This is a genomic window from Micromonospora sp. RL09-050-HVF-A (assembly GCF_019374995.1).
GTDB lineage: Bacteria > Actinomycetota > Actinomycetes > Mycobacteriales > Micromonosporaceae > Micromonospora > Micromonospora antibiotica.
In genome coordinates, this window is sequence record NZ_JAGKQP010000002.1 from 4,501,262 (window position 1) to 4,526,878 (window position 25,617).

29 protein-coding genes are annotated in these 25,617 nt (G+C 74.0%); 16 read left to right on the plus strand and 13 right to left on the minus strand.

Translation table 11 applies throughout. The annotated features are described in order from the left end of the window. Nucleotides 1-29 precede the first annotated feature (29 nt). The 4 genes from J7462_RS19735 to J7462_RS19750 are packed head-to-tail and all read right to left on the minus strand — an operon-like array spanning nucleotide 30 to nucleotide 1,680. Nucleotides 30-530, minus strand: a complete 501-nt coding sequence (locus tag J7462_RS19735) for a hypothetical protein (RefSeq protein WP_219465404.1) — start codon at nucleotides 528-530, stop codon at nucleotides 30-32. Further along, nucleotides 527-1,117, minus strand: coding sequence for a CDP-alcohol phosphatidyltransferase family protein (locus tag J7462_RS19740; RefSeq protein WP_219465405.1), 591 nt, complete (start codon nucleotides 1,115-1,117; stop codon nucleotides 527-529). The genes J7462_RS19735 and J7462_RS19740 overlap by 4 nt, the downstream gene beginning before the upstream one ends. Next, nucleotides 1,114-1,338 (minus strand): hypothetical protein, encoded by a 225-nt coding sequence (locus J7462_RS19745; RefSeq protein WP_219465406.1) that lies wholly within the window; start codon nucleotides 1,336-1,338, stop codon nucleotides 1,114-1,116. Before J7462_RS19745 ends, J7462_RS19740 begins: the two co-directional genes overlap by 4 nt. Then, nucleotides 1,339-1,680 carry a helix-turn-helix domain-containing protein gene (locus J7462_RS19750; RefSeq protein ID WP_219465407.1) on the minus strand — a complete coding sequence of 114 codons (342 nt, stop codon included), beginning with the start codon at nucleotides 1,678-1,680 and terminating at the stop codon, nucleotides 1,339-1,341. 117 nt (nucleotides 1,681-1,797) lie between these two features. On the opposite strand from J7462_RS19750, the gene J7462_RS19755 reads away from it, so the two are divergent. After that, nucleotides 1,798-2,133, plus strand: coding sequence for a DUF952 domain-containing protein (locus J7462_RS19755; protein ID WP_219465408.1), 336 nt, complete (start codon nucleotides 1,798-1,800; stop codon nucleotides 2,131-2,133). Between the two features lie 237 nt (nucleotides 2,134-2,370). Here J7462_RS19755 and J7462_RS19760 read toward each other — a convergent pair whose 3' ends face one another. Next, nucleotides 2,371-3,132: an HAD family hydrolase gene (locus J7462_RS19760; protein WP_219465409.1), complete on the minus strand. Its 762-nt coding sequence runs from the start codon at nucleotides 3,130-3,132 to the stop codon at nucleotides 2,371-2,373. A 316-nt stretch (nucleotides 3,133-3,448) separates the two neighbouring features. Here J7462_RS19760 and J7462_RS19765 point away from each other — a divergent pair, with 316 nt between their 5' ends. Continuing rightward, the gene (locus tag J7462_RS19765) at nucleotides 3,449-4,414 is read left to right on the plus strand and encodes an L-threonylcarbamoyladenylate synthase (RefSeq protein WP_219470489.1); all 966 of its coding nucleotides are present in this window, start codon (nucleotides 3,449-3,451) and stop codon (nucleotides 4,412-4,414) included. A 301-nt stretch (nucleotides 4,415-4,715) separates the two neighbouring features. Here J7462_RS19765 and J7462_RS19770 read toward each other — a convergent pair whose 3' ends face one another. Beyond that, nucleotides 4,716-9,119, minus strand: coding sequence for an HAD-IC family P-type ATPase (locus J7462_RS19770; protein ID WP_219465411.1), 4,404 nt, complete (start codon nucleotides 9,117-9,119; stop codon nucleotides 4,716-4,718). Between the two features lie 142 nt (nucleotides 9,120-9,261). Between J7462_RS19770 and J7462_RS19775 the strand changes: the two genes are divergently transcribed. The 6 genes from J7462_RS19775 (at nucleotide 9,262) to J7462_RS19800 (ending at nucleotide 13,538) form a co-directional block, all read left to right on the plus strand. Beyond that, a complete protein-coding gene (locus J7462_RS19775) occupies nucleotides 9,262-9,582 on the plus strand; it encodes a hypothetical protein (protein WP_255597794.1) in 321 nt (106 codons plus the stop codon). Between the two features lie 89 nt (nucleotides 9,583-9,671). Continuing rightward, on the plus strand, nucleotides 9,672-11,042 hold the full coding sequence (locus tag J7462_RS33000) for an MFS transporter (RefSeq protein ID WP_308290959.1): 1,371 nt from the start codon (nucleotides 9,672-9,674) through the stop codon (nucleotides 11,040-11,042). A gap of 50 nt (nucleotides 11,043-11,092) precedes the next feature. Further along, nucleotides 11,093-11,734: a GAP family protein gene (locus tag J7462_RS19785; RefSeq protein ID WP_219465412.1), complete on the plus strand. Its 642-nt coding sequence runs from the start codon at nucleotides 11,093-11,095 to the stop codon at nucleotides 11,732-11,734. A gap of 125 nt (nucleotides 11,735-11,859) precedes the next feature. Continuing rightward, entirely contained in the window at nucleotides 11,860-12,645 is a 786-nt protein-coding gene (locus tag J7462_RS19790; RefSeq protein ID WP_219465413.1) for an SDR family oxidoreductase, read from the plus strand. Nucleotides 12,646-12,682: 37 nt separating this feature from the next. Further along, complete coding sequence (locus tag J7462_RS19795) at nucleotides 12,683-12,877, plus strand: hypothetical protein (protein WP_208565192.1); 195 nt, start codon at nucleotides 12,683-12,685, stop codon at nucleotides 12,875-12,877. 112 nt (nucleotides 12,878-12,989) lie between these two features. Continuing rightward, complete coding sequence (locus tag J7462_RS19800) at nucleotides 12,990-13,538, plus strand: YbaK/EbsC family protein (protein WP_219465414.1); 549 nt, start codon at nucleotides 12,990-12,992, stop codon at nucleotides 13,536-13,538. Between the two features lie 140 nt (nucleotides 13,539-13,678). Here J7462_RS19800 and J7462_RS19805 read toward each other — a convergent pair whose 3' ends face one another. The 3 genes from J7462_RS19805 to J7462_RS19815 all read right to left on the minus strand — a co-directional run bounded on the left by J7462_RS19805 (nucleotide 13,679) and on the right by J7462_RS19815 (nucleotide 15,305). Beyond that, nucleotides 13,679-14,311 (minus strand): DsbA family protein, encoded by a 633-nt coding sequence (locus tag J7462_RS19805; protein ID WP_219465415.1) that lies wholly within the window; start codon nucleotides 14,309-14,311, stop codon nucleotides 13,679-13,681. 20 nt (nucleotides 14,312-14,331) lie between these two features. After that, the gene (locus tag J7462_RS19810) at nucleotides 14,332-14,757 is read right to left on the minus strand and encodes a SufE family protein (protein ID WP_219465416.1); all 426 of its coding nucleotides are present in this window, start codon (nucleotides 14,755-14,757) and stop codon (nucleotides 14,332-14,334) included. A 128-nt stretch (nucleotides 14,758-14,885) separates the two neighbouring features. Then, nucleotides 14,886-15,305, minus strand: coding sequence for a CBS domain-containing protein (locus J7462_RS19815; RefSeq protein WP_204958392.1), 420 nt, complete (start codon nucleotides 15,303-15,305; stop codon nucleotides 14,886-14,888). A 314-nt stretch (nucleotides 15,306-15,619) separates the two neighbouring features. Between J7462_RS19815 and J7462_RS19820 the strand changes: the two genes are divergently transcribed. Continuing rightward, entirely contained in the window at nucleotides 15,620-16,354 is a 735-nt protein-coding gene (locus J7462_RS19820; RefSeq protein WP_219465417.1) for a bifunctional 2-polyprenyl-6-hydroxyphenol methylase/3-demethylubiquinol 3-O-methyltransferase UbiG, read from the plus strand. A gap of 277 nt (nucleotides 16,355-16,631) precedes the next feature. Here the strand turns inward: J7462_RS19820 and J7462_RS19825 are convergent, their stop codons facing one another. Continuing rightward, nucleotides 16,632-16,826: a DUF397 domain-containing protein gene (locus J7462_RS19825; RefSeq protein ID WP_219465418.1), complete on the minus strand. Its 195-nt coding sequence runs from the start codon at nucleotides 16,824-16,826 to the stop codon at nucleotides 16,632-16,634. Then, nucleotides 16,817-17,620 (minus strand): helix-turn-helix transcriptional regulator, encoded by an 804-nt coding sequence (locus tag J7462_RS19830; RefSeq protein WP_219465419.1) that lies wholly within the window; start codon nucleotides 17,618-17,620, stop codon nucleotides 16,817-16,819. Before J7462_RS19830 ends, J7462_RS19825 begins: the two co-directional genes overlap by 10 nt. Before the next feature lie 221 nt (nucleotides 17,621-17,841). Here J7462_RS19830 and J7462_RS19835 point away from each other — a divergent pair, with 221 nt between their 5' ends. The 4 genes from J7462_RS19835 to J7462_RS19850 all read left to right on the plus strand — a co-directional run bounded on the left by J7462_RS19835 (nucleotide 17,842) and on the right by J7462_RS19850 (nucleotide 20,655). After that, entirely contained in the window at nucleotides 17,842-18,186 is a 345-nt protein-coding gene (locus J7462_RS19835) for a hypothetical protein (RefSeq protein WP_208565200.1), read from the plus strand. Nucleotides 18,187-18,327: 141 nt separating this feature from the next. Then, the gene (locus tag J7462_RS19840) at nucleotides 18,328-19,098 is read left to right on the plus strand and encodes an SGNH/GDSL hydrolase family protein (protein ID WP_219465420.1); all 771 of its coding nucleotides are present in this window, start codon (nucleotides 18,328-18,330) and stop codon (nucleotides 19,096-19,098) included. Nucleotides 19,099-19,100: 2 nt separating this feature from the next. Then, on the plus strand, nucleotides 19,101-19,685 hold the full coding sequence (locus tag J7462_RS19845) for a hypothetical protein (protein WP_255597795.1): 585 nt from the start codon (nucleotides 19,101-19,103) through the stop codon (nucleotides 19,683-19,685). 67 nt (nucleotides 19,686-19,752) lie between these two features. Then, nucleotides 19,753-20,655, plus strand: a complete 903-nt coding sequence (locus J7462_RS19850) for a sulfurtransferase (protein WP_219465422.1) — start codon at nucleotides 19,753-19,755, stop codon at nucleotides 20,653-20,655. Between the two features lie 124 nt (nucleotides 20,656-20,779). On the opposite strand, the gene J7462_RS19855 is transcribed toward J7462_RS19850, so the two are convergent. Next, nucleotides 20,780-21,334 (minus strand): TetR family transcriptional regulator, encoded by a 555-nt coding sequence (locus tag J7462_RS19855; protein ID WP_219465423.1) that lies wholly within the window; start codon nucleotides 21,332-21,334, stop codon nucleotides 20,780-20,782. A gap of 101 nt (nucleotides 21,335-21,435) precedes the next feature. Here J7462_RS19855 and J7462_RS19860 point away from each other — a divergent pair, with 101 nt between their 5' ends. Both J7462_RS19860 and J7462_RS19865 read left to right on the plus strand, forming a co-directional pair. Next, complete coding sequence (locus J7462_RS19860) at nucleotides 21,436-22,614, plus strand: FAD-dependent oxidoreductase (protein WP_219465424.1); 1,179 nt, start codon at nucleotides 21,436-21,438, stop codon at nucleotides 22,612-22,614. A 94-nt stretch (nucleotides 22,615-22,708) separates the two neighbouring features. Further along, on the plus strand, nucleotides 22,709-24,340 hold the full coding sequence (locus tag J7462_RS19865) for a hypothetical protein (protein WP_219465425.1): 1,632 nt from the start codon (nucleotides 22,709-22,711) through the stop codon (nucleotides 24,338-24,340). Here the strand turns inward: J7462_RS19865 and J7462_RS19870 are convergent. Further along, nucleotides 24,312-24,734, minus strand: coding sequence for a hypothetical protein (locus J7462_RS19870; protein ID WP_219465426.1), 423 nt, complete (start codon nucleotides 24,732-24,734; stop codon nucleotides 24,312-24,314). The two genes, J7462_RS19865 and J7462_RS19870, sit on opposite strands and share 29 nt — an antisense overlap. A gap of 149 nt (nucleotides 24,735-24,883) precedes the next feature. Here J7462_RS19870 and J7462_RS19875 point away from each other — a divergent pair, with 149 nt between their 5' ends. Next, entirely contained in the window at nucleotides 24,884-25,498 is a 615-nt protein-coding gene (locus J7462_RS19875; RefSeq protein WP_208565207.1) for a TetR/AcrR family transcriptional regulator, read from the plus strand. Nucleotides 25,499-25,617 lie beyond the last annotated feature (119 nt).

A 25,617-nucleotide genomic window follows, 5' to 3' on the forward strand; every position in this document is an offset into this window, starting at 1 on the left:
AGACGACCGTGGTGGGCCGGTCCGCGTGCTCAGTAACCGGCGAGCCGCGGCATCAGCGCGATCGCCACGAAGCGGATCGTGCGGCCCAGCAGGCACGTCGCCGCGAACGCGACCGGACGCAGGGGCGTGCGTCCCAGGTAGACGCTGGTGGCCAGTAACGGCGGAAACCCGGTGACCGCGCTGACCAACAGCATGCCGGTGGCCTGGCGGGGACGCTCCATCACCTCGACGAGTCGTGCGCCGGCCGCCTTCGGGCGCGCGAGCATCGTCCCCCACCGGCCCGGCGGTCTCGGTGTGCCGGGCGTGTGCCTGGTGAGTCGGCGTCGCAGCCAGGGTGAGTGGATCGCGCCGCGCGTACCGAGAAAGATCAGTAACTTTCCGGTGGTCTGACCGGCTGCGGCGGCGACGCCGAGCGCCACGGGCGGCGTGCCGGTCGTGACCACCGCCGCCATCAGATAGGGCTCGGCCGGGGTGAACGGCAGGAACGCCGACAGCAGCCCGACGGCCGCAGCCGCCAGAACGGCGATCATGGCTGGGTGGACGGTGGGCCGACCGGCAACCTGGCGGCGCGGACCAGCGAGACGACCTTCACCGCGGCGACGCCGAGGGCGAAGGTGACGGCCACGGCGGTGGGCGCGAAGATCGCCAGCAGCACCACCGCGGCGGTGTTCAGCGCCTTCGCCGGCGGAGACCAGTTCCACCGGTAGATGCGCCGGTCGACGCAGCCGAAGTAGTTCGGGCTCAGCAGGGGCCAGCGCAGGAACATCAGGCTCAGCAACTGATCGACGACCATGAACTGGACGAGGAACACCGCGATCGGCAGCGCCGTTTCGGGCCGCAGCACGACGAGTGCCGCGGCACAGGCCGACGTGCAGGCCCGGTCGGCGACTATGTCGAAGACCGCGCCGGCGCGGGTCTCCTGCCCCAGGGTGCGGGCGGCGACACCGTCGAGGATGTCACCGATCCAGTAGATCAGGTAGGCGGCGACGAGCAGGTGGGCGTCGCGGTGGGTCAGCGCCGCCACCGCGAGCCCGAAGGAGCCGGCCGTGCGTACGGCGGTGACGGCGTTGGGGACGTTGACCAGAGTGACCGGCGGTGCGAGCCCGAGCGCCGTCATTCGGCGTCTTTGAGGATGCGTTGCAGGTCGACGGTCCGGCGGTGCAGATCGGCCAGTTGCGTGCTCATCTCGGCGAGCAGCCGAGACGTTTCGGCGGCCTGCTCGGCGTACTGCCGCTGCAGTTCGCTCGACACCTCGGTCCGCTTGCGGACGCCCGCATACCAGACGACGGAGATGAGCACGGCGGCGACGACGATCAGGAAGACCGAGGCGGCGTCCATCTAACTGGTTCCCTTCGGTGGGGAGTCGCCGTCTCCGGCGTTGCTCAGGGTCGCGGCGGCAGCCGCCACCACGTCGGGCGTGAGCTGGAGCGAGAACGGTGTGACCTCGTAGTACTTGAGCGCCTTGCCGTCATCGGACAACTCCAGGTGGGCGGTGACCAGGCCGGCCCGCTCCAATTTCTTGAGGTGCACCTGGAGCAGCGCACGGCTGATGCCCAGGTCGCGGGCGAGCTGTGAGACGTAGGAACGGCCGCCGGTCAACGCGGCGAGCACGCGGAGTCGGTGCGGACTGGCCAACGTGGCGAGAATCTCGACCAGCCGATCGCCGGTCAAGTTTCCCATAGTTCATCTTGGCTCATGCCAACTATTATTTGCATGAGCCAAGGCGGGCTGTCAACCCCGGGGTGGGCTGCCGGGAGCGGCGGCTGCGGATCACTCCGACGTCTGCCACCCTGAGCTGTGCTGATTTACAAGATCCTGCTGCCCGCCGAGTGGGCCGGATTCGAGGCCGCCGGCCGCTTCGACGGCTCGCCGCTCGACCACAGCAGCGGTTTCATCCACTGCTCCTCGCGTGAGCAGGTGGCCGCGACCGCGCTGCGGTTCTTCGCGCAGGAGCCGACGCTCGTGGTCGCCGCTCTCGACACCCGACTGCTCGGTGCGGCGGTGCGCTGGGAGGACGCCCCCGACGGTGGGCCCTTCCCGCACGTCTACGCGGCACTGCCGATCGACGCCGTGGTCACCGTCCACCAGGTGGCGGGGGCGTCGTCGGTGGACGACGCGATACCGCAGGCCTAGCTTGGTGATCGGGCCACCGGAGCGTGGCTCCGGGCAGGATCGGCAGCCAACCCGGTCGACCACCGTTGCACCCTGCGCCGCAACACTGCCCGACGGGCCGAGGTGGACCGACGGCGACCCGGTGGTGAAGCTCCTGCCACCGTTCGATGGCGACACCAGTCGATGGCGGCGGCTGACCCCGCCAGAACGGGTGGTGCTCCCGGCCACCCGGCACCTCCATGATGCGGGCCGACGTCCTCAGTCGACGGAGCCCCGGGCCTGACGCAACAGCGCGAGCAGACCGTGGCCGTCCTCGATCCGGGCGTCAGGGACGACGGCGGGGTGCGGGGGTTCCCGGTCGGTGCGCGGGGAACGCATCAGGATCGCCGCTCCCGCGCCGGCCCGGCGGGCACCCTCGACGTCCCGGCCGAGAGTGTCGCCGACGAACCAGCAGCGGTCGATCGGCACCCCGACGGCGTCTGCCGCCAGCAGCGCCAGTCGCGGGTTGGGCTTCCGGGGGCCAGCCTCGTCGCTGTAGAACTGGGCGGCGAACGAACCGGCGAGCCCGACAGCGGCGAGGAAGTCCCGGTGCGCGGCACCGCAGAGGGTGTTGCTCACCACGGCCAGCGGAAGGCCCGCCGCGGTGGCCGCCCGGAGCGCCTCGGGGATCCCCGGGCGCACCGCCCAGTCCGCCCGCCACGTCCAGGCGTACGACAGGGGGGTCGCCTCACGGTCGACGGCGTCGCGGGCCGGTCCGGGCCACGAGCCGGTGACGAACTCCGCCCAGACCCGGGAGTGGGACAGCTCCACCGGGTCGGCTGTCCGGCCCGCGCCGTCACGCCAGGCCGAGTAGCGTCGTGCGCCTTCGGTCAGGTCGGCGGCGATCTGTTGGTCCGCCACCGCGCCACCGACGAGCTGGGACAGCCGCCGGACAAGTTCCGGTGGGGCGGGTGGCTGCGGAGGCGCGTCGGCCAGGACGCCACCGAAGTCCAGCAGGAGGGCGCGCGGCGAGCGGAGCATGCCCGCAATTCTCCCCCGACGAGACCGAAGGCGCGGAACGGACCGATCGGCACCCGACCTCTAGCGGCGCGGCAACGGGGGCAGTCGTGACCGACCACGCGGTCGCCGAGCTACGCGCCGCCGACATCGGCTGGGCGTAGGAGGAGACGACCTGCTGTCCGCCGGCGCGGAGCTGCGCGGTGACCCCACCCTGGCGCTCGCCTGCCGTCGCGGACGTCACCCGGGACGACCCTCGCGGGGACGACCGCCACCCGCACCGGGCCAGGCCGGGGCGGCAGGCTAGCGTCGGGGTGTGACCACTGGCGCTCCCCGTGTCCTGCCCGCCGCGCACGGCATCGCCGAGGCCGCCGAGGTGCTGCGGGCCGGCGGCCTGGTGGCCTTCCCCACCGAAACGGTCTACGGGCTCGGCGCGAACGCGCTGGACGCCCGGGCCGCGGCGCGGATCTTCGAAGCGAAGGCCCGGCCCAGCTTCGATCCGCTGATCACCCACCTGGCTGACGCCACCGACCTGCCGGCGCTCGTCGGCGCGCTGCCCCCCACCGTCGCGGCGCTGGCCGAGCGGTTCTGGCCGGGACCGCTCACCCTGATCGTGGACCGGCCGGCCGTGATCCCGCCGATCGTCACCTCCGGTCTCGACACGATGGCCGTACGGGTGCCCGACGAGGCGTCCGCCCGCGCGTTGATCCGGGCCGCCGGAGTGCCCGTGGCCGCGCCGAGTGCCAACCGGTTCGGGCAGCTCAGCCCCACCCGCGCCGAACACGTCGTTCGAGGGCTCGGTGCGGCGGTCGACGTGGTGCTCGACGGCGGCCCCACCCGGTGCGGAATCGAGTCGACCATCGTGGACGCGCGTGGCCCCCACCCGTTGGTGCTGCGGCTCGGGGCGCTCGCCATCGAGGAACTCGTCGCGGCGGTCGGCCCGGTGACCGTCCGGCAGGGCAGCTCCGGGCAGCCGGTCGCCCCGGGTACGTTGGCCGCGCACTACGCGCCGCGTACCCCGTTGCGGGTGGTGGCGGGCGCGGTGCCGGCACCGGCCGACGGGGTTCGACGGGGCTTCCTGGCCTTCCGGGAGGGCCCGGCGGCCGGTTACGCGGCGGTTGAGGTGCTGTCACCCACCGGTGACGTGACCGAGGCGGCCGCCCGGCTCTTCGACGCGCTGCACCGGCTGGACGCGGCCGGGGTGACCGAGATCCTCGCCGAACCAGCCCCCGACGAGGGGGTCGGCCGGGCGATCAACGACCGGTTGGGCCGCGCCGCCGCCACCTGGTCCCCACCCGCGCCCTGACCCCGGGCACATCCCCACGGCCAGCCGCGCACAACAAGCATGTAGTGGTCATTCGGCTGGCGGCGAGCCGCGCAACAACAAGGAACTAGTGGTCATTCGGCCGCAGGATGCCACTACATCATGGTTCGAGCACGATCTTGCGGTGGCGGGCAGCGGTGGCGGCGGCGGCGGGCAGGCGGCGGGCAGCGGTGGTGGCGGGCGGTGGCGGCGGCGGGCAGGCGGCGGGCAGCGGTGGTGGCGGGCGGTGGCGGCGGCGGGCGGCGGCGGGCAGCGGTGGTGGCGGGCGGTGGCGGCGGCGGGCTCAGCGGGTGGGCGGGCCCGGCAGGCGCTCCACCAGGCGGGTCAGCGCGCCGTTGGCGAAGGTCGCGCCGAGCGCCGAACCGGCGGCGATGCCCCAGCCCACCGGGCCGAGCGGGGTGCAGCCGAAGAACTGGCTCACCCCGGGGGTCTGCACCACGGCCGCGAGTACCCCGACCGAGGCGGCGGTCGACGCGAGCACCGTAGGGCTGGTGCCCCCGGCGAGGACGGTCTGCCCCAGTTGGGTGCCGACCAGCGAGACCAGGGCCACCGTGCCGGCCCGCCGTTCCCGGCCGGTCCACCGGGCCACCGTCCAGCCGGCGGTCGCCCCGAGGGTGGTTGCGGCGGCGCGGAGCCCGATCTCGCGGGTCATGGTGCCGCCGAGGGAGGCGTCCGGTCCTTCGCGGAGCAACCCGTCGGCGTGGTCGGCGTCGGGGGGCCGGACCGCGATGGCCAACGCGGGTGCCAGGTCGGTGAGCAGGTTGACCAGTAGCAACTGCCGGCCGTTGAGCGCCGACCGGCCGGTGACGGCGGCGCTGAGCACGCTGAACGCGATCTCCCCGAGGTTGCCGCCGACCAGGATGCTCAGCGCGTGGCGTACCGACGACCACATGGCCCGCCCCTCGACCAGGGTGGCGATGATGGTCTCCAACCGGTCGTCGGTGACCACCAGGTCGGCGGCGGCACGGGCGGCCGGGGTGCCCCGTTGGCCGAGGGCGATGCCCACGTCGGCCAGCCGGATCGCCGGGGCGTCGTTGGCGCCGTCACCGGTCATCGCCACGGTACGCCCGCACTTCTGCAACGCCTGGATGATCCGCACCTTGTGCGCCGGGGTGCACCGGGCCACCACGTCGGTACGGCCCAGCCGCTCACCCAGCGCCGCGTCGTCCAACTCGTCCAGCTCGGTGGCGGTGACCACCCGTTGGCCGTCGGTTTCCGGGCTGATGGCCGACGCGATCGCCTCGGCGGTGGCCGGATGGTCCCCGGTGATCATGATGGTGTGCACGCCGGCCTGCCGGATCCGGCGGACCGCCGGGGCGGCGCTCTCGCGTACCCCGTCGGCGAGGGCGAGGAAACCGACGAAGACCAGCCCGCGCACCTCGTCGTCGGTGACCGCCTCGGCACCGGCCCGGCACTCCGCCACGGCGAGGATCCGGTGACCCGCCCCGGCCCGGTCGGCGAGCGCGGTGTGCAGCCGGTCCCGGCGTGCGGCGTCCAGCGGCTCGTCCCGCCCGCCCGGCAGCCGCCACGCACCACAGCGGGGCAGCACCGTCTCCGGGGCACCCTTCACGCTGAGCAGCAGCCCGTCGGTGGTCCGGCCGACGGTGGCGTGGTAACCCCGGGACGGCTCGAACGGCAACCCGCCGACCGCCGCCCAGCCGGACGCGCCGGTCTGCTCGGTCACCCCGGCCTGCCGTGCGCCGTACCGGACCGCCCGGTCGGTGTGCTGCGGCAACACCTGCGGATCGTCCGCGTACGGGGTGGCGCGTAGCCCGGCGGCGAGGACCCGGCGCAACCCGTCGTCGAGGCCGGGCAGATCGGCGAACCGGCCGTCGTCGCCGACCCCGGCGAGCAGCAGCCTGCCCTCGGTGAGGGTGCCGGTCTTGTCGAAGCAGAGCACGTCCACCCGGCCCAGCGCCTCGATGGTGCGCGGGTTGCGGACCAGCGCGCCGTGCTCGGCCAGTCGTCGCGCGGCGGCCAGCTGCGCCGCGCTGACCAGGAACGGCAGCCCCTCCGGCACCGACGCCACGGCCAGGTTCGCGGCGGTCGCCGCCGTCTGCCGCAGCGGTACGCCCCGCAGCAGCCCCGCCCCGGCCACCGCGATCGCCGACGCGGCGGCCAACGGGATCGCCGAGCGGGTGATGGTGCCGAGCCGGGCCTCCACACCGCTCTCCGGCGGGGACTGCCGGGCCAGCGCGAGACTCCGCCCGGACTCGGTCCGCGCACCGGTCGCCACCACCACGGCGGTGCCGTGTCCGGCGGCGATGGTGGTGCCCTCGTAGAGCATCGAGGCCCGGTCGGCCAGGGCGGTGGCGACCACCGGAGCGGCCCCCTTGGTCACCGGCAACGACTCGCCGGTCAGTGACGACTCGTCGGCCTCCAACCCGTCGGCGGTGAGCACCCGGCAGTCGGCCGGCACCGCGTCCCCCGGGCCGAGGGTCACCACGTCACCGGGGACCAGTTCCTCGGCGGCGGCCACCCGTTCGGCCCCGTCCCGCAGCACCCGCGCGGTGACCGCCGAGCGGGACAGCAACTCGGCGAGCGCCCGGTCGGTGTTGCGTTGGTGCACCGCCCCGACCAGCGCCGATCCGCCGACCACGCCGCCGACCAGGGCCGCGTCGACCAGTGAGCCGAACGCCGCGGAGAGGACCGCGCCGGCGGCCAGCACCGGCGTCAGCGGGTTGGCCAGCTCGTCGACGAAGGCCCGGAACAGGCTGACGGGGCCGGCCGCCGCGTCCGGGTCGGCGCGGTGCCGGTGCTGCGCCTCGGCGTCGGTCAGCCCGTCCGGGGTGGTGTCCAGCTGGCGCAGCACGGCCGACACCGGCATCAGGTGCCAGGCGGTGGTGGCCGACTCCGGGGCCCCGGCCGGGTCGGGCAGCCGGCGGGCCCGCCACACGCCGTTGGCGAAGGCCAGCGCCGCCGCGCCGTTGACGGCGGCGAGGCTGCGGCCGGGCAGCTGCGGCACCGCGGCGGTGAACGCCCCCAACGCGCCGAGCCCGGTGCCGGCCATGGCGAGGCGGATGTTCTGCCCGGTCATCCGCCGGGCCACCCCGGCCGCCTCGATCAGCAGCACCGGAATCCGCAGGTCGGTGCCGACGAGCAGGTGGGCGCCCCACGGCGGCAGGTCCTCGGCAGCGGCCACCCCGAGCCCGCAGTCGGCTGCGGCAAGCGCCGTCCGGTCGCCGGAGACCAGCATCACCACCGCGCCGTCGCGTTGCAGGGCACGTACGGACTCGACGAGCCGGTCCCCACCGGGCAGCACCGCGTCGGCGAAGCCGTACCGCTGCGGGTCGTCACCGGCGACCACCAGCCGCAGGCCGGCGTGCCGGGCGGCGGTGGGTAGCGCATCGACGCCGGGAGCCGGTTCGGGTGCGACCCGGACGACGGCGGTGAGGCTGCCGTGGTGGACGAGGCCGAGCAGCGGGCCGCCCGCCGTGCGCAGCCGTGCGCTGTCGGGGGTGTCCCCCGGGTCGACGGCGTCGAGGTCGGCCAGGGGGCCGAGCCGCCAACCGTCCGCCTCGTGGACGGCGTCGGGCTGCTCGGGGTCGAACAGGGCGAACGCCCGACCGGCCACCTCCCCGGTGTCGGTGCCGGGCAGCGGAGCCAGGTCGGCGAGGACACCACGGTCCGATCCGAGCACGGCCGCGTCCAGCACCACCGTGTCGATCCGGTCGAGTTCCCGCAGCACACTGCGGTCCATCGCGATCACGCCACGCCGGGCCAGCACCCGGCCGAGCTGGGCGGCGTACCCTTCGCGGCCACTGCCGGGGGCCTTGGGTAGCGCGGCGAGCCCCAGCGCGGCGGCCCGCTTCGGCCCGGCGACGGGCCACGCGGCGGCCCCGGCGGCGACACCGGTGGCGAGCATCGTCGAGATGTACCGTTCGACGGGGCCGTCGGGGCGGGGGCAGGGCCGCCGGACCCCGGGTGAGCGGGCCACGGCACGCTCCGGGTCGCCGGTCAGCCCCGGCTCGGCCCGGGTCCAGGCGGCGAGTTGGGCGCGCGCCTCACCCCACTGCACGATCCGCTGCGCGCCGTCGAGGACGATGCCGGCCCAACCACCGGTCAGGCCCTGCACGACCGCCTCGGCGAGCGGGAAGAGCACCTCGGCGCGTGGGTCGGCACGCAACCCCCGGCCGGCGAGGTCGTGCAGCCTGGGGTGCAGGTCGACGGCGGTGAGCAGGCCGGCCACCTCCCCCGGCACCGGGGTGAACGGCAGGATCCGGGTGGCGGCGGAGATGGTCAGGCCCAGCGCGTCGGAGGCGAGCGCACCGAGGGTCCGGGGGGTACGCGGCCCGTCCTCCGGCGGATGCGGGGGCGGGATCTCCGGGTCCGGCTCGTGCGGGCAGATCCGTTCGACCCGGGCCACCGTGTCGATCAGGTCGCGCAGTTTCGGTTTCGGTTCCCCGACGGCCACCACCACCCGGCCGGACGGGGCGTTCACCCGGGCCCAGGCCACCCCGGGGAGCCGTTGCAGCGCCGCCTCGACCTGCCGGGCCAGCCGGTCGCCGCCGTCCTGGCAGACGCCGTGCACCTCGATGTGGTGCCGGCCGTCGCGGGACCACACCCGGCGGCGGGTCAGCCCGGCCACCCGGGCCAGCCGTCCGACGGTACGGGACGCGCCGCCGAGCAGCGGGGGCACCGGCACCGACGGGAGGACCCGGCCGGCGACCCGGCCCAGCGTGGTCATCGAGGCGTACGGCCGATGCGTCGGCCCCGCCCACTGCCGCCGTACGCCATCGTGCCTCCCGCGTTCGTCAGGCGGCCTGGCTTCCCGGCAGGGCGTCCGTTATGCCCCCCAGGGTGGGGGGAGTTTCCGCCGGTGGCGGGGCATGGACGGCGGTGCCGGTGGAATCCGGCTGACGATCCGACGAGTCGGCAGGGAGGCCGGGATGAGCACGATCACGCGTCACCTCAGTGGCAGTCACGAGATGGTCCGCGCGTACACCCGACGGGTGGAGGTGCCGATGCTGGGCGAGGTGGCGGTGCCCCCGCCCGACAAGATCGCCTACTACGCCGGGTTGGGGGTGCTCGCCGCGCTCCAGGTCATCGAGTGGCCGCTCGCCCTGGTGATCACCGCCGGTCACCTGCTCGCCGACCAGCACCTGTCGGGACTGGCCAAGGGGCTCGGGGAGGCCCTGGAGTCGGCGTGACGAGACCGGGCTCACCCTTGACCTGAACCAGGGTGCAGGTCGCAGGCTGGGTCCATGCCTGACGTACCGCCCCGGGCCGGGGTCCTTCGGTGACCGCCACCCTCGCCCCGGCGGCCCGCCTCTACGATCCCCGGCTGCGGGCCATGACGGTGGGCAGCGTCGCCCTGGTGTCCCTGCTCGCCTTCGAGGCGTTGGCGGTGGGCACAGCGATGCCCACGGTGGCCCGCGCGCTGGACGGGCTGGGCCTCTACGCGCTCGCCTTCGGCGGTTCGTTCGCCGCCGGGGTGCTGGCCATGGTGCTCTCCGGCATCTGGTGCGACGCCCGGGGACCACGCGCCCCGATGTGGGGCGGGGTGGGACTGTTCGTCGTCGGGTTACTCGTCGCCGGGAGCGCCGACGCGATGGGCACCCTGGTGGTCGGTCGGGCGGTGCAGGGCTTCGGGTCCGGGCTGCTCTCCGTCGCGCTGTACGTGGTGGTCGGGCAGGCGTACCCGGAGCAGCTGCGGCGGCGGGTCTTCGCGGCGTTCGCGGCGGCGTGGGTCATCCCTTCGCTGGTCGGGCCGGCGGTGGCCGGGTTGATCGTGGAACACCTGGGCTGGCGGTGGGTCTTCCTCGCGGTGCCGGTGGTGGCGTTGCCGGCGGTGCTGCTGGTCGAGTCGGGACTGCGCACGCTCGCCCGGCCGACGCCGGCCGGGCCACCGGCGGGCGCGGCGGCCCGGATCGGCTGGGCGGCCGGCGCGGGGGTGAGCGCCGCGCTGCTGCACCACGGGGGGCAGCAGCGCGGCGTGCCCGCCGTGATCCTGGTGGTGGTGGCCCTCACCGGCCTGGGGGTCTGCGCGCCCCGGCTGCTCCCGGCGGGGTTCCTGCGGGCCGCCCGGGGCCTGCCCACGGTGGTGGGGCTGCGCGGGTTGGCGGCGGCGGCGTTCGCCGGTGCGGAGGTGGTCATCCCGCTGATGCTGTCCCGGCAGCGGGGTTTCTCGCCGACCGCCGCCGGCCTGGTGCTGACCGTCGGCGCGCTGTCCTGGTCGGTGGGTTCCTGGCTCCAGGGGCGGCTGCCGCCGCCGCGCTCCTCGGCGACCCTGCCCCGGCTCGGCCTGGCCTGCGTGGCGGCGGGCACGGCCACGGTCACCCTGGCCGTGTGGCCGGCCGTGCCGGTGGCGGTCGGGGTGGCCGGGTGGGCGGTGGCGGGCCTGGGGATGGGTCTGGCGTACCCGTCGCTGTCGGTGTTGACCCTGGCCCTGTCGGCCCCCGACGAGCAGGGGCGCAACAGTTCGTCGTTGCAACTGGCCGACTCGCTGTTCACCGCCACGGTGCTGGCGTTGACCGGTGCGGTGCTCGCCGCCGGGACGACGCCCGGCCCGGCCGGGTACGCGGGGACGCTCGCCGTGGCGGTGGGCTGTGCCCTGCTCGGCGCGGTGCTCGCCGGCCGGGTGGTGCCGGGCCGGGTGCGGGCCGCCTGATCCCTCGAATCCCGCCTGGTCGACCGGGGTGACCGGGAGGATGGTGGGCGATGAACTTCCTGACGATCCTGCCGATGGCCGTGGTGATGGTCGCCGGTACGCAGTTGGTGGCGGCGGTCTTCCTCGCCTCCGGCGACCGGCCCCGCCGGGCTTCGCTGGGGTTCCTGGCCGGCGCGGCGATCGTGGTGGTTGCCGGGACGACCCTCGTCTGGCTGGTCTTCCGGGTCGTCAAGGGCGCAGCCGGCGGTGGTGGGGGTGGCCGCCGCCAGGTCGAGACGGTCATCGACTGGGTGGTGCTGGGGCTGCTGGTGGTGTTGGCGGTGGTGGTGTTCGTCCGGCGGCACTCCTCCGGCGAGCCGACGTGGATGGGTCACCTCCAGCACGCCGGATTCGGGTACGCGCTCCGGCTGGGCCTCCTGCTCTTCGTGGTGATGCCCTCCGACGACCTGACGATGGTGACGGTGGGGGCGACCGCCGCCCGGCACGGCCTGCCGTGGTGGCACCTGGTGCCGTTCATGCTGCTGACCCTGCTGTTGCTCGCCCTGCCGCTGCTGGCGTTGCTGCTGCTCGGTGCCCGGGCGGACCGGGTGCTGCCCCGGATGCGCGACTGGGCGGCCCAGCACTCGTGGATCATCAGCGAGGCGGTGGTGGTGTTCTTCCTCGCGTTGACCGTGCTCGACCTGCTCACCTGAGGGCCGGGACGCCCCGGGCCGGTCGGGGCGGTGTCACGTTCCGGGTGGTCGGCCCGTCAGCTGGTCGGCCCGTCGGGTGCTCTTCCCGTCGGGTCGGTTCGTCGGCGGTCGTGGAGGGGGACGGGATGCGGGTGCTGGTGACGGGTGCCGGCGGGACGTTGGGGCGGGCGGTGCTGCCCCGGTTGCGTAGCGACGGCTTCACCGTACGGGCGACGAGCCGGCGGCCCCGGCACGATCCGACGACGGACTGGGTGGTCGTCGACCTGGCCACCGGGGCCGGGTTGGCCGAGGCGGTCGCCGGGGTGGACGCGGTGCTGCACCTGGCGTCCCGGCCGGGTGGCGGCGCCCCGACCCACCGGGTGGATGTGCTGGGCACCCGCCGGTTGGCCCTGGCCGCCGGTCACGCGGGTGTGGCCCATCTGCTGTACGTCTCGATCGTCGGCGTGGACCGGGTGCCGATCCCGTACTACCGGCAGAAGCTGGCGGCGGAGCAGGTGGTGGCGGCCGGGCCGGTGCCGTGGACGGTGCTGCGGGCCACCCAGTTCCCGGTGTTCCTCGACCGGCTGTTGCGGGCGGCGAGCCGGCTCGGGCCGGTGCTGGGGGATCCGGCGGTGCTGGCCCAGCCGGTCGACCAGCACGAGGTGGCCGCCCGGCTCGCGGAACTGCTCACCACCGGCCCGCTCACCGGTGTGCAGGAGTACGGCGGCCCACAGGTCCTCCGCTTCGACGACGCGGTACGGGCCTGGCGGGTGGCCCGGGGGTCCCGACGTCCGCTGCTGCCGGTGCGCCTGCCGGGGCGGCTGGGTCGGGAGTTGCGGGCGGGTGGGCTGACCACGAGCGCCGTACCGACCGGCCGTCGGACCTGGGCCGATCACCTGGCCGACACGTACGGGCGACCCGACCGAAGATGAGCCGGGCACGGGTTCACGTCCTGCCTACCGTGACGCCATGCTGGTCTTCGTCGTCACGGTGCTGCTCTACGTCTTCGGTCTGGTCTTCCTGTACGGGGTGATCCGCCTCGCCGTGCGGCACGGCATGGAGGATCTGGAGGCCCGCCGGCCACAGGCACTGCGGGCCGGTCGGTCGGCGACGGCCGACGACCGAGCGTTCCTGCGGGAGAACTCCTTCCTCGGCGGCAACTGACCCGTCGCGCCCTTCCGCTGGCTGCCGCCGCGCGTCGTCGTCTCCAGCGCACTGTGCGATGCGTGGCCTGGTGGGGCGGCCTGTGGGGTGGGGTGCGAGGATCGCTGCCGTGATGGGAACGTTGCAGACCGAGCCCGCCCGGACCCGACCCGACCTGCTGGCCACGCCGGTGGCCGCCGCCCTGGCGCAGTGGTCGGCGGACGCGCCCGTCGACGTCGACGACATCCTGGTCGCGCCGATCGACGCCACGCTGGCCGACACGGCTGCCTTCTGCGCCGCGTACGAGGTGGGGCTGGACGTGTCGGCGAACTGTGTGGTGATCGCCGGCAAGCGGGAGGGCGAGATCCGGTACGCGGCCTGCGTGGTGCTCGCCACCACCCGGGCCGACGTCAACGGGGTGGTCCGTCGGACGTTGGACGTCCGCAAGGCGAGCTTCGCCCCGATGGTCGACGCGGTGGAGGCGACCGGGATGGAGTACGGCGGGATCACCCCGATCGGGCTGCCGGAGTCCTGGCCGATCCTGGTCGACGCCCGGGCGATCGCCGCCCCGCACGTGATCATCGGCTCCGGCGTACGGCACAGCAAGATCGCCCTACCCGGGCCGGCGCTCGGCGCACTGCCGGGCGCGCGGGTGGTGGAGGGCCTGGCCCGCCCGGCCTAGTCAATCATCGGCATCGATGTTGTTGCACGTGAAACATCGCGCCGGTCGATGTCGTCCCCGCCGGGGTGCCGGTGGCCGCCGGGGTGGCGTTGCTGCGGCCGGACCGGTCGGTGCCCTCGCCCTCGCCGGGCGGTCGGATGTCAGGCAGCCGACTCCCGCTGGTTGACCTCGGTCAGGGCGGCGAGCAGCGTCTCCGGCTCCTGTGCCCCGGTGACGGCGTACTTGCCGGCGAGCACGAAGGTCGGCACACTGCTCACCCCGAGCTGGTGGGCGGCGGCCAGGTCGGCGGCCACCTCACGGCGACCCACGTTCGAGGCCAGGTGCTCGCGCGTCTCCGTCCCGTCCAGTTCGACCGAGACGGCCAGCGCGACCAGCGCCTCGGGTGAGCCGACATCGACGCCGTCGGTGAAGTGCGCCCGGTAGAGCGCCTCGACCACGTCACCCGCCCGGCCGTGCCCGTCGGCGAAACGGACCAACCGGTGTGCGTCGAAGGTGTTGGCGCTCACCGCCCGGTCGAAGTTCAACGTCAGCCCCACCCCGGCAGCCACCTGGGTCACCTGGCCGGCCATCTGCTCGGCCCGCTGCCGGCCGCCGAACTTCACTGCCAGCGCGTCCAGCAGCGGCTGCGGCGCGGTCACCGGCGTCGGGTCGAGCTGGAACGGCCGGTACCGGACGATCACCTCGCCGTCGTACGACGCCAGGGCCTGTTCGAAGCGGCGCTTGCCGATGTAGCACCAGGGGCAGACCACGTCGGCGTAGATCTCGATCTCCATGACCGGAGACAACCCGCAGCTCAGCCGGCTTGTTCCCGAACCTGCCGCTTCAGTCGGGCCAGGATCGCGGTGCCGCCGCGCACCCGCAACGGGCTGATCACCTGGGCCAGGCCCATCCGCTGGTAGAGGTCGTCCGGCACGTCCAGCACCTGCGTGGCGCTCGCCCCGGCCAGCCCCTCGGCGAGGATGCCGGCGAAGGCCCGGGTGGTGGGCGCCTCCGGTGGGCAGTCGAACAGGGTGGTGACCGTGCGGTCCGGGTTGACCTCGGCGCGTAGGAAGAACGCGGTCTGACACTCGGGGACCTGCTCCAGGTCGTCGCGGTCCACCCCGGCCGGCAGCGGCGGGATCACGTCGGCGTACTCCAGCAGCATCTCCAGCACCACGTCGCGGGGGGCGTCGGCGAACTCCCCGACGATCTCGGCCAGCCTCGTCGGCATCTCGGACATCCCGCCAGGCTACCGCCGCACCCGGCGCGGGTCTGCCACCAGACTCCCGCACCGACCGTCTGCGGGCCGGAGGAAGCCGGGACGAGGCGGGCGACCACACCGCTCGTGGGTCGCCCGCGCCGGGCGGGTCAGTTGTTCGGTGCGCCCTCGCTGATGTCGGCCAGCGCCGAGCTGGGGTCGAGCTGCATCGCCAGGTCGCCCAGGGAGACGATGCCGACGAGCTTGCGCTCGTTGTCGCAGACGAGGATCCGGCGGATGTTGCGCTCACGCATCAACGCCACCGCCTCACCGGCCGTGGCGTGCTGTTCGATCATCACCACCTCCCGGGTGATGATCGAACCGATCGAGGTGCTGGCCGGGTCGCTGCACTCGGCGACCGCCCGTACCACGATGTCCCGGTCGGTCAGCAGGCCCGCCAGCGTAGAGCCGTCGGTGACCACCACGTCCCCGATGTCGGCCTCCTTCATCACCCTGGCCGCCTCGTCCAGGGTGGTCTCCGCCGACAGATAGACCACCTGCTTCGTCATCACGTCACTGACCCGGTACATGAGAGCCCTCCGCACAACAAACACCCTTGGACGATCCAACTTCGATACCCCGTGGCGCGTCCGTTACACCCCGTTGCCGCGAACCCGACGCAGAAGCTGGTCGACCAGCCCGTCCCAGGCGACCTCCTCGTGCGCGCCGGTCGCCCCGCCGTTTCGCGGTGATCAAGAGGTTTGCGTCAGGATTCCGGGGCGGGGTGACGCAAACCTCTTGATCACCGGGGCGGGGCGGGGCGGGGTGGAGGCGAGGGGGGTGGGGGGGTGGGGGCGGGGTAATTGGGTGGACTTGGTGTTCCGGGGCGGTGAGCATCGGGGGCATGCGGCAGGAGGAGATCTGGGACGGCGAGGCCGCCCGGCGGTATGACACGCCGGGTGAGGGGATGTTCGCCCCGGAGGTGCTGGGGTCGACGGTGGACCGGTTGGCCGCGCTCGCCGGTGACGGGGCGGCGCTGGAGTTCGCGATCGGGACCGGTCGGGTCGCCGTACCGCTCGCCGCCCGGGGGGTGCCGGTCACCGGCATCGAGCTGTCCGCCCCGATGATCGCGCAGCTCCGCACCAAGGTGGACGCGCAGGCCATCCCGGTGGTCGCCGGCGACATGGCGACCACCGTCGCCCCCGGCGAGTTCTCCCTCGTCTACCTCGTCTACAACACGATCGCCAACCTGCTCACCCAGGCCGAGCAGGTGGCCTGCTTCCGCAACGCCGCCCGGCACCTCGCCCCCGGTGGCCGGTTCGTCATCGAACTGTGGGTGCCCGAACTGCGCAAACTCCCACCCGGGCAGCAGGCCGTCGTCTGGCACTCCGAACCCGGCTACGTCGGCCTGGACACCTACGACGTGCTGGCGCAGCACGTGGTGTCCCACCATTTCCGGTTCGGCGACGGCCGGCAGGCGGAACTGTTCCGTACCCCGCACCGCTACGTCTGGCCCGCGGAGCTGGACCTGATGGGGCAGCTCGCCGGGTTCACCCTGGAGAGCCGGCACGCCGACTGGACCGGCGGCGAGTTCACCGCCGAGTCCCGCTCCCACGTCTCCGTCTACCGTCTGCCCTAGCCGAGCCTGCGTCTGCATCTGGTCCGCACCCCGTCGGGTCTGCCGATCACCTGGACCCTGGCCACGCCGAAGGTCGCCGAGCGGCAGGTTCCGACCGCGGTCCTGGATCACGATCCGGGCCTGGTCGCTGACCGTCCGGGCCTGAGGGGTGGCTGCCCGGGTCGCGCAACGCCGGCCTTCGGCGGTGGGTACCGTGTCTCGACGTCGCCGCGCCCGCACCGACCGTGGCCGCGCTGCCCGCATCGGGCCGGGTCAGCGGTGTCGGGGGCAGGCCGGGTCAGCGGGTGCCGACGCCGTTGCCGGTGGCGGCGACGAACGACCGCCAGGCCCGGCGGTCGAAGGTGAGGACGGGACCGGTCGGGTCCTTACTGTCGCGCACCCCGACGACGCCGGGCAGGTCGTCGGCGACCTCGACGCACTCACCGTTGCCGCTGCGGGTGGACTTGCGCCAGGTGGCACCGGTCAGCTCCATGACGTCATCACTTCCTTCATCAGCAGTGCCGACTGGTTGTGGGGCAGGGCCTCGCTGCGGACGCTCTCCCACCGTGCAATCAGGATAGTCAGCTCACCGTCCTTGTCGATCGTGGTGCCACTGAGCTGGTTCTCCAGATGGCCCACCCAACCGCTGTCGTTGCCGAGCGCCAGCGTGAACGGGCCGGCGAGACCCACGTGGGTGCTGACCTCGGCGGGTATCACGTGGATGCTGACGTTCGGCTGGTCGACGCACTCCAGCAGGTGGGCGATCTGCTGCACCATCAGGCCCCGGAAGCTCTCGTCCGCGCGCCGGAGCACCGCCTCCTCGACCACCGCGATCAGCTTCGGCGGCTGCGGACGACTGAGCACGCCCTGTCGGTCCAGCCGGACCGCGAGCCGCCGCTCCACCTCGTCGTCGCTGAGCATGTCGTCGGCCCGGATCACCGCACGGGCGTAGTTCTCCGTCTGCAACAGACCTGGGACGAGCGTCGGGTGGTAACACCAGAGCTGCTGTGCCTGGCGTTCGGCCTCCAGCCAGGGCCGGAACCAGTTCGGCTGCGAGTAGCGCTCGGCCAGCCTGAGCAGTGAGGTGAGCAGCCCGCCGGTCGTCAGGACCTCGTCCGCCCGCCTGAGGAACAGCCGGTCGAACGGCCGTTGGCCCAGCTCGATGGCGGAGATCTGCGAGCCGGAGAAGTGGACCAGCTTGCCGAACTCCTCCTGGCTCAGCTCCGCGTGCAGCCGCAGCCTGCGCAGTTGTGCCCGGATCAGGTCGGCGGTCGGTTCACTTTCCACACGTCCTCCACGGTTGTCCCGGCCGCCTCCCCGGTCCGACCGGGCGGCCCTCCCCGTCGACCCGACCTCGCCCAGGCCGGCGTCGATGCCTTCCGAGAGTAGTGGTGTCATCACCAGAATGTCACCAGTGGGTCGCCTTCCGTCCGGCCCGCTGCGGGGCCGCCCGTGACCCCCCGTGCAGGGGCGGCCCCATCCCCACCACCATCAGGAGGTCGAGACCGGTGAACTCCCGCCCCTTTCCGGTGCCCCGCCTCGGCCCGTACGCCGACCGGCCCCGCTCCCACCCGCCGGGCGGCCGGCCGCACCTGCCGCTGCGACCGCTGTGGGTGTGCCGGGCCTGCGGCGGCCCGTGGCCGTGCGCCGAGGCCCGGCTGCTGCTCCGCATCGAGTACGACGCACAGCCCGTAGACCTGGCCGTCTATCTGTCCGGGCTCTATCACGAGGCGAGCCACGACCTGTTCCGGCTGAACCCGCAGGACGGGCCGACACCGCGTGACCTGTTCGAGCGCTTCGTCGCCTGGGCCCCCTACCGTCGGCGACCGGCCACCCCGCCCCCGCCGGGCTGAGCGGGCCGGGGTGGACCGGGTGGCGGCCTGGGCGGGCTGCGGTCGATGACCTGCGCCACGTTGGGGCGGTGGGCGGCGGCAGGCGAAGGCCGGCCGGTGACAGACTGGTCGCCGCAGTCAACGAAAGCATGAGGGGGCGGCGTGCGCTGGCGGAGCTTCGTGGCGGTCGGGGACAGCTTCACCGAGGGCATGGACGACGCCTACCCGGACGGCACCTACCGGGGCTGGGCGGACCTGGTGGCGACCCGACTGGCCGCCGAGGCCGGGCCGGACTTCGGCTACGCGAACCTGGCCATCCGGGGCCGGCTCTTCCCGAGTGTCGTCGCCGAGCAGGTGCCCGCCGCGCTCGCCATGAAACCCGACCTGGTCAGCTTCGCGGCCGGCGGCAACGACGTGCTGCGCCGCACCTTCGACCCGGACGCGTTGGCGACCCGGTTCGACACGGTGGTGGGCCGGCTGCGGTCAGGTGGCGCCGACGTGATCCTCTTCCGGTTCGCCGACGTGCTCGCCCGGCTGCCCGGCCAGCGCCTCGTCTCACCCCGGATCGCGCTGGTCAACCGGCTCATTGGCGAGATCGCCGAGCGGCACGGCGCGATCCTGATCGACCTGTTCGCCGACGACACGTTCCGGCTCAACCCGACCCTCTGGAGCCCCGACCGGCTGCACCTGTCCGCCGCCGGGCACCGGCGGGTCGCCGGCCAGGTGCTGACCACGCTCGGGGTGGGCTGCGACGAGGAGTGGCTGATGGTGCCGGAACGCCCGGCCGCGACCCCATGGCTCGCCGCCCGCGCCGCCGACCTGAGCTGGGTCGGCCGGCACCTGGCCCCGTGGGTCACCCGTCGGCTCACCGGCCGGTCCTCCGGCGACACGGTCACCGCGAAGCGCCCGGTCCTCGGCCCGCTGGCCGACTGATCGTGCGCACCCTGCACACCGCCCCCCTGCTGCGCCTCACCCACGACGACGAGCCACCACCGGGCCGCCCGGTGCCGGGTGACGACGATGCGCCGTCGGACCGGGCGACATCGGGCGACGACCCGCCGTCGGGCCGGTCGGTGCCCGTCTCCGGCGGGCCGCCTGACCAGCCGGTGCCGGGTGACGGTGGGTTGCTGTCGGGCTGGGCGGTGCTGGTCGACGGTGCCCGGATCGAGGCGATCGGGCCGGTGGAGGAGCTGACGCAGGCGTACCCGATGGTGCGGATGCGGCGGTGGCCCGGGACCCTCGGGCCGGCGCTGGTGCACGACGGGCCGCTGCCACCGGCGGCCAGCCCGCGCGAGCGGGTGCACGCGCTGCTGCAATCGGGCGTCGGCGCGCTGCTCGCCGCGCACCTCACCGACCCGGCGGTACGCGCGGCGGCGGCCCGCAACGACGTCGCCGTCCTCGACGCGGTACGACCCCCCGCTCTCGCTGTCGGCGGCCGGGCCGATCTGGCCGTCTTCGCCGACGACGGCCGCTGCCTCGCCACCGTCGTCGCCGGCCGCCTGGTCCACCGCCGCGCCTGACCCCGCCGACGTCCTTCCGGGCCCAACGGGCGGTCGACGCCCCGGTTTCCGGCGTAACTTGGGGCTCATGTCTGTGCCGAGTGATCCGCATCCCCGCCTCCAGTCGTATGCCGACCCGCAGCGGCTGGTCACCACCGAATGGTTGGCCGAGCACCTCGGCGACGAGGGTCTCGTCGTGGTCGAATCCGACGAGGACGTGCTGCTCTATGACACCGGTCACCTCCCTGGTGCCGTCAAGGTCGACTGGCACACCGAGCTGAACGACCAGGTCACCCGGGACTACCTGGACGCGGAGAGCTTCGCCGAGCTGTGCGCGGCCAAGGGCATCGGCCGGGGCGACACGATCGTCTTCTACGGCGACAACTTCAACTGGTGGGCCGCGTACGCGCTGTGGGTGTTCACCCTGTTCGGTCATGCCGACGTCCGGCTGCTCGACGGTGGCCGGCAGAAGTGGATCGCCGAGGGGCGCGAGCTGACCCGGGACAAGGTGGCCCGGCCGCGTGCCGACTATCCGGTGCCGCAGCGCAACGACGCGCCGGTCCGGGCGTACCGGGAGCAGGTGATGGCGCACGTGGCGGCGGGCCGGCCGCTGGTCGACGTCCGTTCGCCGGGCGAGTACACCGGCGAGATGCTGCACATGCCGGACTACCCGCAGGAGGGTGCGCTGCGCGGCGGGCACATCCCGGGTGCGGTGAGCAAGCCGTGGAAGTCCGCCGCGAACGACGACGGCACCTTCAAGTCGGCCGACGAGCTGCGGGCCATCTACACCGACCAGCTCGGGTTGAGCCCGGCCGACGACGTGGTGGCGTACTGCCGGATCGGTGAACGGTCCAGCCACACCTGGTTCGTCCTGCACCACCTGTTGGGCTTCCCGCAGGTGCGCAACTACGACGGCTCGTGGACCGAGTGGGGCAACCTGGTCCGGGCCCCCGTGGTCCGGGGCGACCAGCCCGGCGGCCTGGCCGGCTGACCAGCCCACCCGCCGGCTTCGGTCGCGCCGGCTTCGGCCGCAACGGGGTGGATGGTGCGGTATTCCGGTCCCGGGACACCGCGACATCCGCCCCGTTGCGTCACGCCCGTCGGCGGGCCGGGGGTCAGGTGGGGGCGCGGAGGTAGCGGTGGACGGTGGGGGCCAGCCAGGTGACCAGGTCGGCCGACGGCATGTCGACGACCGGGGGCAGGCGCAGCACGTACCGGGTCAGCGCCAGGCCGAGCATCTGGCTGGCGACCAGACCGGCCCGCCGGGGCGCCTGCGCCGGATCGGGTACGACGGCGGCCACCGCCGCGCCGAGCTGGTCGGTGAAGACCGCCCGCATCCGGTCGGCCGCACCCTGGTTGGTGGCGGCGGTACGCAGCAGCGCGACCAGCGTCCCGTCGCCCTCCCAGCGGTCGAGGAAGTGCCGGACCAGTACCTCACCGAGCTGGTCGGTGGGCTGGTCGGTGAGGTCCGGCAGCCGCAGGTCGAACTCGGCAGCCGCCGCGAACAACCCCTCCTTGCTGCCGTAGTAGCGCATCACCATGGACGGGTCGATCCTGGCGTCGGCGGCGATGGCCCGGATGGTGGCCCGCTCGTACCCGTCGGCGGCGAACCGCTGCCGGGCTGCGGTCAGGATCGCGGCCCGGGTGGCGTCCGATCGGCGGGCGGTCATGTCCCCGACTCTATGCCAACAGGCGTTGACCTCCGGGGCTCACCCGGCCTACCTTTTGCCAACAAGTGTTGGCAAACGTTCGTTGGCAACGGAGGTGGGAGATGCTGCCCGCGCAGACCGACGTCCTGGTGGTGGGAGCCGGCCCGACCGGACTGACCGTCGCGGCCACCCTCGCCCGACAGGGCGTCGAGGTGACCGTGGTCGACCGGGCGTCCGCGCCGCCGGTAACCTCCCGGGCCGCCGTCGTGCACGCGTACACGCTGGAGGTGTTGGACCGGATCGGCGTCACCGTGCCGCTGGTGGCCCGAGGGCTGCGGGCGGCGCGCTTCACCGTGCGGGACCGCGACCGGGTGCTGCTCACCCTCGGCTTCGGGGACCTGCCGTCGAGGTACCCGTACGCGCTGCTGGTCTCCCAGTCGGTGACCGAGGCGGTGCTCACCGACCGGCTGGCCGCCCTCGGCGGGCAGGTGCTCCGGCCGTACCAGCTCACCGGCCTGGACCACGACGGTGAGGGGGTGGTCGCCGGCTTCGCCGACGGGACGAGCGTGCGGGCCCGCTGGGTGGTCGGCGCGGACGGCATGCACAGCACCGTGCGTGAACTGGCCGGCATCGGCTTCGGTGGGCCGGCCGACGTGGGCGAGTCGTTCCTGCTCGCCGATGTCCGGGTGAGCAGCGTGCTCCCCCGCGACGAGGTCGCGCTCTTCCTCGCCCGGCCGGGTCCGCTGGTCTGGGCACCCTTGCCGGACGGCGTGGTCCGGCTGGTCGCCGCCGTCGCCGACGCGCCCCGCGACCCGGACGCCGCCCGACTCCAGGCGCTCCTCGACGAACGCGGCCCGACCCGGCGGCCGGACCGGCTGACCGACGTGCTCTGGAGTTCCCGGTTCCGCGTCCACCACCGGATCGCCGACCACTACCGGCGCGGCCGGGTGCTGCTCGCCGGCGACGCCGCGCACGTGCACAGCCCGGCCGGCGGGCAGGGGATGAACCTCGGCATCTGCGACGCGGTCGTCCTCGGTGCCGCCCTCGGCGACGTCCTCGCCGGCCACCCCGACACTGTGCTGGACGACTACGCCGCCACCCGTCGGCCGCTCGCCGAGGAGGTCGTCGGCTTCGCCGCCCGGCTGACCCGGCTCGCCACCCTGCCGCCCGCCGGCCGTCCGCTGCGGGACCTGGCGTTGCGCGCGGTGTCCGGGGTGCCGCCGGTGCGCCGCCGGATCGCGCTGCGGCTCGCCGGCCTCCAGCAGCGCGCGACGACCCTCCGGCAGAGGGACGAGCGGTGAGCCGGTCGGCGGTAGTTCGGCGGTAAACCCGACACGCGGTCGTCGGGCAGGGGAACCTGCTAGGGGAGCCCCGGTTACCTGGTGAGGAGAGGGCGTGCGTAGACCGCGACCCCGCCTGCTGGCGCTGTGCGCCCTGGCCGCCGTGCCACCGGCGATCGAGGCGGTGCTGCTGGTCCACTTCGGCTTCGTCGCTGCCGAAGGGCTGTCCTCCCAGGTCACCGCCGTCTGGCCGTACGACACCTACCACGACCTGCGCTGGCTGTACGTCTACCACGACTCGTGGGCCGAGTTCCTGGTCGGGCTGCTGCTGCTGGTCGGGTTCCGCGGACTGCTCACCACCGGGCTGGTCGCGCTCGCCTGGCCCCCCGAGGTGGACCGGCCCGGCCTGCGCTGGCTGCTCGGGCGCAACCTCGGGCTGTCCGCGGTGGTCACCGTGCTGGTCGCCCCGTGGGCGCTGATCTCGGTGGCGGCCTCGGTGGTCGCGCTCTCCTGGGTGCTGCTCGCCTCGCTGCTGCCGATGTTCCTGCTGGCACCGTTCCTGCAACGGGCCGCCGTGGTCGGGCCGTGGTGGCGCGGCCTGCCGTCGATCTCGCTGGTGGGCTGGTCACTGCTGAACTTCGTGGTGATCACCGTGGCCAGCGCGCTGTGCTGGAGCGTCCCCGGCTGGTGGACGGTGCCGGTCGCCCTGCTCGCCGGGGCGGCCAACGGGCTGCTCTGGGAACGCACCGTGCACGTCGCCGTGCTGGCCCCCCGGGTGCGCTGGGCCCGGGTGCCGGTCACTCCGATCGCCGTCGCGCTGGCCCTCGCCGTCCCGCTGGCGATCCCGTTGCTGGTGCAGGTCGTCCCGGCCGGGGTGACGGTCGAGCAGGTGGTGCTCGGGCAGCGGCTCCCGGCCGACGTACGGCACGCGGTGATCGTCCTCGCCGGCCACGGCTCCGCCTACGACGGGACCCCGCCCGTCGATGCGAACGTGGAACGGTTCTCCTACCGGGGGCTGGGCGGTGACGGCCGCCCGCTGCCGTACCGGCCGGTGGACACCAACCGGTCGCTGGAGAGCGGTGCCGTCCTGCTGGAGACGCAGGTGGACCGGTTGCACCGGCGTACCGGCCGCCCGGTGGCCCTGATCGGGGAGAGCGAGGGGGCGTTGCTGGGCCGCACCTATCTCGCGCAGCGCCCGCACGCGGCGGTGGACACGCTGGTCATGTTCAGCCCGTTGATCAACGCCGGTCGTGCGTACTACCCGCCCGCCGGGGCGGCCCACGGGTGGGGAGTGGCCACCGGCTCGCAGTTGCGTGCCCTGCTCGGGGCGGTAGCGCTGTTAGGGGTCGCCGAGGCCGGCCCGGACGATCCGTTCATCAGGTCCCTGTTGGACAACGCGCCCTTCTACCGTAACCAGCTGATGTGCCCGGTGCCGGGCGTGCGGATGCTGGCCTTCCTGCCGACCACCACGGCCACCGAGGCACCTCCGGGCGACTACACCGGTATCCCGGTGTTCCAGATGCCCGGGGTGCACGGCGGACTGCTGGGCCGGTCACTGGTCCAGGACCGTCTGATCCACTTCCTCGCCGGGGTGCCGGAGAGCCGGATGCGTGGGGAGTACCCGCTGCTCCAGCAGCTCGGTGCGGGCTGGCAGGCGCCCCCGCTGGCGATCCGGATCAACCCGGCCTGGAACGACGTCCGGCAGCCGGACCCGTCCTTCACCGGGAAGGTCTGTCAGCCGTCCTGACCCGCGCGTCGTCCCGGTTGCCGCGCCGGTGCCGGACGACCAGCCGGAGGGCGGCCAGGACCAGCCCCACCACGATCAACGCCTCGATCGGGTGGTACGGCGCGAACAGCAGGTGGACGACGACGACCGCCGCGCCGACCACCAGGGCCGCCGTCGTCCACGGGCGTCGACCGAACGCGGTGGCCAGACCGGTGGCCACCAGCAGCACCCCGCTCGCCACGTGCAGCCAGGCCCAGTTGGTGAGGTCGTAGAAGACCAGTCCGTCGGCGTGTAGCGAGACGTAGACGTCGCCACTGTCGACGTCGCCGATCCCGGACAGCACGTCGAAGAGGCCCGCGCCGACCAGCAGGCCACCGGCGAGCAGCAGCGACCGGTCCGGCTGTCGTGTCGTCACCGCGCCCTCCCTCCCCTCCCAGGCTAGGGCTGGCGGGGCACGCCGTCCGGCGATCACCGGCGCTGCCCGTCGACCGGCCACTGTCCGCCTGGTGAACCCGCGGGTAACCGAGGGGCCCCGGTGTCCGGCCTGAGGTCTACGCTTGCCAGGTGACTGTGGGGCAGCAGGCTAGAGGCAGCGCAGGCAGCGCGGGCCGGCGCCGGTCGAGGCGCGACGAGATCCTGGAGATCGCGGTCGGGCTCTTCGCCGCCCGTGGCTACCACGGGGTCTCCATGGACGACATCGGTGCGGCGGCCGGGGTGACCGGCCCGGCCCTCTACCACCACTTCGCCGGCAAGGAGGCGATGCTGGCCGCCGCGCTGATCCCGGTCAGCGAGGGGCTGCTCGACGGCGGCCGGGACCGGGCCGCCGGCCGTCCCGGCGACCCGCGCGGTGCGCTGGAGTCGCTGATCGACTTCCACGTCGACTTCGCGCTGGCCAACCCGGCCGTGATCGCCCTGCACCTGCACGAGCTGGACCGCCTCCCGGACGAGCCGCGCCGCCGCATCCGCAAGCTCCAACGGTTGTACGTGGAGGAGTGGGTGACCGTGCTGACCGCACTGCACCCCGGGCTGCCCGACGGTGAGGCGCGGGTGCTGGCACACGCCGCGTTCGGCCTGATGAACTCCACCCCGTTCCTTGGCGGTGAGGTGGACCGGCGGCGTCGGGCGGCGCTGCTGCGGGCCGCCGCGCTGGCCGCCCTGCTGGCCGAGACCGACTCCTGACCGGAGCACCCCTCTCCTGCCCGGGCCACCCCCGACACTCCTGCCCGGGTCGTGGCCGACGGCCCGATCGTGGTTTCCTGGCATCCGTCCGCACCCCTGGACGTCGAGCAACCGTCCCC

Excerpts from the sequence above, each read along its gene's own strand:
- J7462_RS19805 (WP_219465415.1), bottom strand. The coding sequence starts at position 14,311 with ATGGAGATCGAGATCTACGCCGACGTGGTCTGCCCCTGGTGCTACATC.
- J7462_RS19750 (WP_219465407.1), bottom strand. The coding sequence starts at position 1,680 with ATGGGAAACTTGACCGGCGATCGGCTGGTCGAGATTCTCGCCACGTTG.
- J7462_RS19820 (WP_219465417.1), top strand. The coding sequence starts at position 15,620 with ATGCGGCAGGAGGAGATCTGGGACGGCGAGGCCGCCCGGCGGTATGAC.
- J7462_RS19785 (WP_219465412.1), top strand. The coding sequence starts at position 11,093 with ATGAACTTCCTGACGATCCTGCCGATGGCCGTGGTGATGGTCGCCGGT.
- J7462_RS19800 (WP_219465414.1), top strand. The coding sequence starts at position 12,990 with ATGGGAACGTTGCAGACCGAGCCCGCCCGGACCCGACCCGACCTGCTG.
- J7462_RS19775 (WP_255597794.1), top strand. The coding sequence starts at position 9,262 with ATGGACGGCGGTGCCGGTGGAATCCGGCTGACGATCCGACGAGTCGGC.
- J7462_RS19815 (WP_204958392.1), bottom strand. The coding sequence starts at position 15,305 with ATGTACCGGGTCAGTGACGTGATGACGAAGCAGGTGGTCTATCTGTCG.
- J7462_RS19825 (WP_219465418.1), bottom strand. The coding sequence starts at position 16,826 with ATGGAGCTGACCGGTGCCACCTGGCGCAAGTCCACCCGCAGCGGCAAC.
- J7462_RS19850 (WP_219465422.1), top strand. The coding sequence starts at position 19,753 with ATGTCTGTGCCGAGTGATCCGCATCCCCGCCTCCAGTCGTATGCCGAC.
- J7462_RS19810 (WP_219465416.1), bottom strand. The coding sequence starts at position 14,757 with ATGTCCGAGATGCCGACGAGGCTGGCCGAGATCGTCGGGGAGTTCGCC.
- J7462_RS19770 (WP_219465411.1), bottom strand. The coding sequence starts at position 9,119 with ATGACCACGCTGGGCCGGGTCGCCGGCCGGGTCCTCCCGTCGGTGCCG.
- J7462_RS19860 (WP_219465424.1), top strand. The coding sequence starts at position 21,436 with ATGCTGCCCGCGCAGACCGACGTCCTGGTGGTGGGAGCCGGCCCGACC.
- J7462_RS19855 (WP_219465423.1), bottom strand. The coding sequence starts at position 21,334 with ATGACCGCCCGCCGATCGGACGCCACCCGGGCCGCGATCCTGACCGCA.
- J7462_RS19735 (WP_219465404.1), bottom strand. The coding sequence starts at position 530 with ATGATCGCCGTTCTGGCGGCTGCGGCCGTCGGGCTGCTGTCGGCGTTC.
- J7462_RS19760 (WP_219465409.1), bottom strand. The coding sequence starts at position 3,132 with ATGCTCCGCTCGCCGCGCGCCCTCCTGCTGGACTTCGGTGGCGTCCTG.
- J7462_RS19790 (WP_219465413.1), top strand. The coding sequence starts at position 11,860 with ATGCGGGTGCTGGTGACGGGTGCCGGCGGGACGTTGGGGCGGGCGGTG.
- J7462_RS19795 (WP_208565192.1), top strand. The coding sequence starts at position 12,683 with ATGCTGGTCTTCGTCGTCACGGTGCTGCTCTACGTCTTCGGTCTGGTC.
- J7462_RS19740 (WP_219465405.1), bottom strand. The coding sequence starts at position 1,117 with ATGACGGCGCTCGGGCTCGCACCGCCGGTCACTCTGGTCAACGTCCCC.
- J7462_RS19745 (WP_219465406.1), bottom strand. The coding sequence starts at position 1,338 with ATGGACGCCGCCTCGGTCTTCCTGATCGTCGTCGCCGCCGTGCTCATC.